Genomic DNA, 4860 nt, shown 5'->3' with positions numbered 1-4860 from the left:
GCTTCACGGGCCGCGCGGTCCCGACCGGGCCGCGCGGCGCCGCCATTCGGGCGAGGGGAGGTCGCGCCGACGATGCAGGAGGGCCTCGAGGCAAGAGAGGCGACCCAGGGGTCGCGTTCCGCGGGCCCGCGCCGGCCGTCGAGGGGCCTTCGCCCCGCGCGTGTACGAGAGAACCTCTCGGCATACATGTTCATCGCGCCGTTCATGATCATCTTCGGCGTGTTCCTCGCGTACCCCGTCTTCTACTCGCTCTACCTCGCGCTGCACCGCGTTCCCACCGACTCGTTCGACGTCTTCGGTTCGCTCCGCTTCGTCGGGCTCGCGAACTTCCAGCTCCTCTTCTCAGACGTCAAGTTCTGGTGGTCGGTGCTGATGACGCTCTACTACGCGGCGCTCATCATCCCGGCGGGCATCGCGGTCTCGCTGACCCTGGCGCTCCTTCTGAACAACCGCCTGAAGGCCGTCGCGTTCTACCGGAGCGCGTTCTTCATGCCCTACGTCCTCGACATGCTGGTCATCGGCATCGTCTGGACGCTGATCTACAGCCCGCACGTCGGCATCCTGGTCCGGATCCTCGAGAGCGTCGGCATCACGGCGTTCTCCGAGCGCGGCTTCCTCGGCATGCCGTCGACGGCGATGCCCGCGGTCGTTCTGACGAACGTGCTCAAGGGCGCGGGGTTCGGAATGATCCTGTACCTTTCGGCGATCCAGAACATACCGCAGTCGCTCTACGAGGCGGCCTCGATCGACGGAGCCTCCGGATGGCAGCGCTTCCGCTCGATCACGCTCCCGCTCGTGAAGCCGATCACGTTCTTCATGGTCATCATCGGAACGATCTCGGCCCTGAACGCGTTCGTCGAGGTCTACGCCATGACGGGAGGCGGGCCGAACGTCGACGTGGGGGGGCGCGCGCTCGGAGCCACGTGGGTGACGGGCTACTACGTCTTCGATACATTCTACAACCAGTTCCGCCTGGGGTACGCCGCGTCCATGTCGTACGTACTCCTGGCACTGACGCTCGTCGTCACGTTCGTCAACCGGCACTTCCTGGGGGCAGAAGAGGAGCGATGACCCCGCTTCGGAGGGAGCGCCGCTCGGGAGAGATGGGATGACACCGCAGGCGAAGACGCGCATACGGAAGATAGCCGTCTACGTCGGGCTGACGGCCGCGGCGGTCGTCGTGCTGTTCCCGTTCTTCTGGATGATTGTGACCTCGATCAAGCAGCCCGGACAGGCGTTCACCCCGAACATCTTCCCGGAGAACCCGACGCTCGACAACTTCCAGCGGGTGCTCTCGGAGTTCGGGTTCGCGCGCTACTTCGTGAACAGCGTCATCGTCGCGACGAGCGCGGCGCTCTTCGCGACGCTCTTCGCCGCGCTGGCCGGCTACGCGTTCGCGAAGAAACACTTCTTCCTGCGGGACAAGATCTTCGCGTTCCTGTTGGCATCCCTGATGATCCCCGGGCTCATGTACGTCGTGCCCCAGTTCGCGGTCATCAACCAGCTGGGCTGGATGAACACGTATCGCGCGATGATCATCCCGCATCTGGCCAATGTCTTCGGGCTCTTCCTCATGCGGCAGTACATGCAGACCATTCCCTCAGAGCTTCTCGAGGCGGCGCGGATCGACGGTGCGGGCGAGTGGCAGGTCTTCTCGACCATCATGGTCCCTCTCTCGATCCCGATCCTCGCGACGCTCTTCCTGTTGACATTCCAGTTCCACTGGAACAACTTTCTGTGGCAGCTCATCGTGACGAACCTCGAGCGGCTCTACACGGTGCCGGTCGGACTGGCACTCTTTCGGAGCCAGCACGAGCAGTCGTACACGCTGATCATGGCGGGGTCGTGTATTTCGGTCCTGCCGATCGCGGCGATCTTTTTCTTCGCGCAGCGGTATTTCATTGAGGGCATGACGATGGGCGCGGTGAAGGGGTAGACCGCGCCGTACGTTCGAGAACAGGGAGACAGCTTCATGCGAAAGGCCATACTGCTTATCGCCGTCGGACTCGTTGGATCGCTCGCAGTCGGTGGCTGCGGCGGGGGCGGGGACGAGGCGACGCTGACCATCTGGCAGACGTACAACGATCAGGAGAACCCCGTCTTCAAGGACATCGTGGCGGAGTTCGAGGAGTCGCACCCCGGCGTCACGATCGACGTCGTCCGCCTGCCGTTCGCCGGCGCCGAGCCGAAGATCATGACGGCGCTCACGACGAACACAGAGCCGGACATGGCGCGGGTCGACGTGTCCTTCCTGGCGAAGCTCGCCACCAAGAACGCGCTCTACGATCTGACGCCGCACGTGCCTCCGGCGTTCCGCGAGGAGATCCTCCCGGTCGCGCTCCAGAGCTGCATGCTGAACGACAAGCTGTGGGGGCTCCCGGACCAGACGAACGGTCTGTGTCTCTTCTACAACCGCGAGCTCTTCCGCGAGGCGGGGCTCGACCCGGACCGTCCGCCGGCGACGTGGGACGAGCTCATCGAGTACGGGAAGCAGCTGACGAACAAGGAAGAGGGCGTCTTCGGCATCGGCGTCAGGAACTCGCTGTGGTGGTCGCTGCCGTTCTTCTACACGTACGGAGCCGAGCTCCTGTCCGAGGACGGGACCCGATGCCTGCTGGCCTCCGAGGAGGGCGTCGCAGCCTTCCAGCTCAAGGTCGATCTCTATCAGAAGCACGGCATCGAGGGCGGCGCGTGGCGCGCGGGCGGCATCCAGAACGACCTCGGCTTCCAGAACGGCCGCTACGCCATGATCCTGAACGGGCCCTGGGCCGTGAAGACCCTGGAGAAGGCCGGCATGGACTTCGGCGTCGGGCTGATTCCGGAGGGGCCTGAGGGGACGCACACGAATGTCGGCGGCAACAACCTCGTCGTATTTCGGAACGCGAAGAACCCGGAGCTCGCGGCCGAGTTCCTGATGTTCGTGGCGAGCGCTGAGACACAGACGATGTGGTCCGACCGTCTGGGGCAGATCCCGATCAACATGGGCGCACTCGACACGATCGATGCAGAGAAGCACCCTTACCTGCCCATCTTCGTCGAGCAGATGCAGACGGCCATCGCGAGACCGCAGACGCAGTACTATCCGGAGATCGAGAACCTGATGAACCCCGAGATGCAGGCGGCGCTCGATGGGACGAAGTCGGTCGAGGCCGCTCTCGAGACGGCGGTCGGGGAGATCGACAAGCTGCTTGCAGGTGAGCTCGAATAGGGAGAGACCTCACGCGCTCGCGCGGCGCACGGTGGAGGTGAGTCCATGAGACGGTTTCTAACACTGCTTGCTCTAGCGGCGCTACTGGCGGCGGTCGTGCCGGCGGGCGCCGAGGTGCTGGCCACGTGGGACGATCCAGAGGGAGACGACACGGGCGACGGCGACTACGCGTATCCGACCAACGAGGCGTTCGGCGAAGGGGGTCAGGCCGACCTCCTGTCGTTCGCCATCGAGAAGGAGAACGGCAATCTCATCTTCGTCTTCACGATCCGGAACCTCGTAGACCCGTGGGACGTCGGGAATCGGCTGACCATGGTGGCCGTCGCGATCGACACCGAGGACGGCGGCGACGAGGAGCTCAGGCGGAACGCGAACGTCTGGCTCGAGCAGCCGTCCGAGTACCAGATCTTCGCGGCCGGTGAGACGGTGCAGATGATCGACGTGAACTCCGAGCCGGTGGATGTGGGAGTGTCGGTCGCGACCGACATGGAGGCCGGCACGATCAGGATCTCGGTGCCGATCGATGCCCTGAACGGCGCCGCGTCCGACTGGCGCTACACACCGGCCGTCGGCCTGCAGGACGACTACGGCGCCGGCGGTCTGGGTGACTTCCGCGAGGTCAAGGCCGAGGCCGGGGAGTGGAGAGGCGGTGGCGGCGACGACCTGGCGCTCGATCCGAACGTCTACGACATCGTCGTGCCGGAGCCGAAGAAGATGTTCGGCCTCTTCGGAGGCTCGAAGCGGTCGCAGGACGAGATCCTCGGCGGATGGAGCCTCGACGACGGGAAGATGGCGACGGTTCCCGCGCTCGAGATCGACTGACAGGACAACGAACCCGGCACCGGCCGGGAGGTTCGCGATCGGCTCCAGGCAGTGACGGAGCCGATCGTGGTATGAGGGCGAGGTGACATGATGATTACGAAAACGACGACGTTCTTCGCCGTGGCGACCGCGGCACTCCTTCTGGGCGCCTCAAGCGTGTGGGCGCTTCCGGAGGCCGTCGACGGCGGCGTCCGGTTCACCGTGGAGGCTCCGGACGCATCGAGCGTGCACCTCGCCGGCGAGTTCAACGCCTGGGACCCCGAGGCGACGCCGATGTCCGACGAGGACGGCGACGGCGTCTGGGAGGTCGTGGTCGACCTCCAGACGGGGAGGTCGTACCAGTACAAGTTCGTCATCGACGGCGGGGCCGAGTGGCGTCCCGACCCGGACAACCCGGAGCGGGTCGATGACAACTACGGCGGGTACAACACCGTCATGGCGGTCACTATGGACGGCGGGGTCGTACTCGGCTCGATCGAGGGTCCGGAGTCCTTCGAACCGGTCGTCGATGAGCTCAAGCCGGTGGGAAGGCCGCTCTCGATCGCCGTTGTCTGGCACCAGCACCAGCCGAAGTACCTCAAGAACCTCGAGACCGGCGAGTACCACGAGCCGTGGGTTCGCCTCCACGCCATCAAGGACTACTACGACATGGCGGCGATCCTGAAGGACTACCCCGACATTCACTTCACCATCAACCTGACCCCGGTGCTCCTGACGCAGCTCAAGGATGTCATCGAGGGATACGACACGGGGGGCGCGACCGACCGGTACCTTCGCATGACGCTCAAGGACGCGGCCGATCTCGACCTGGACGACAAGGTCTTCCTGCT

General features: G+C 64.8%; 5 protein-coding genes. All 5 read left to right on the top strand.

The window, feature by feature from the left end; translation table 11 throughout:
* Positions 1-72: 72 nt before the first annotated feature.
* On the top strand, positions 73-1071 hold the full coding sequence (locus GF405_10675) for an ABC transporter permease subunit (GenBank protein MBD3368615.1): 999 nt from the start codon (positions 73-75) through the stop codon (positions 1069-1071).
* 37 nt (positions 1072-1108) lie between these two features.
* Entirely contained in the window at positions 1109-1936 is an 828-nt protein-coding gene (locus tag GF405_10670; protein ID MBD3368614.1) for an ABC transporter permease subunit, read from the top strand.
* Between the two features lie 36 nt (positions 1937-1972).
* Entirely contained in the window at positions 1973-3208 is a 1236-nt protein-coding gene (locus GF405_10665) for an extracellular solute-binding protein (GenBank protein ID MBD3368613.1), read from the top strand.
* 45 nt (positions 3209-3253) lie between these two features.
* On the top strand, positions 3254-4030 hold the full coding sequence (locus GF405_10660) for a hypothetical protein (protein ID MBD3368612.1): 777 nt from the start codon (positions 3254-3256) through the stop codon (positions 4028-4030).
* An 87-nt stretch (positions 4031-4117) separates the two neighbouring features.
* The coding region (locus GF405_10655; protein MBD3368611.1) for a hypothetical protein at positions 4118-4860 on the top strand (743 nt) is incomplete at its 3' end.

The organism is Candidatus Effluviviaceae Genus V sp. (assembly GCA_014728125.1).
Classification (GTDB): Bacteria; Joyebacterota; Joyebacteria; order Joyebacterales; family Joyebacteraceae; genus WJMD01.
This window is presented reverse-complemented; position numbering and strand designations above follow the sequence as displayed.

What these genes read in the sequence shown, in the direction of transcription:
- GF405_10675 (MBD3368615.1), top strand. Translation starts at nt 73, where the DNA reads ATGCAGGAGGGCCTCGAGGCAAGAGAGGCGACCCAGGGGTCGCGTTCC.
- GF405_10670 (MBD3368614.1), top strand. Translation starts at nt 1,109, where the DNA reads ATGACACCGCAGGCGAAGACGCGCATACGGAAGATAGCCGTCTACGTC.
- GF405_10665 (MBD3368613.1), top strand. Translation starts at nt 1,973, where the DNA reads ATGCGAAAGGCCATACTGCTTATCGCCGTCGGACTCGTTGGATCGCTC.
- GF405_10660 (MBD3368612.1), top strand. Translation starts at nt 3,254, where the DNA reads ATGAGACGGTTTCTAACACTGCTTGCTCTAGCGGCGCTACTGGCGGCG.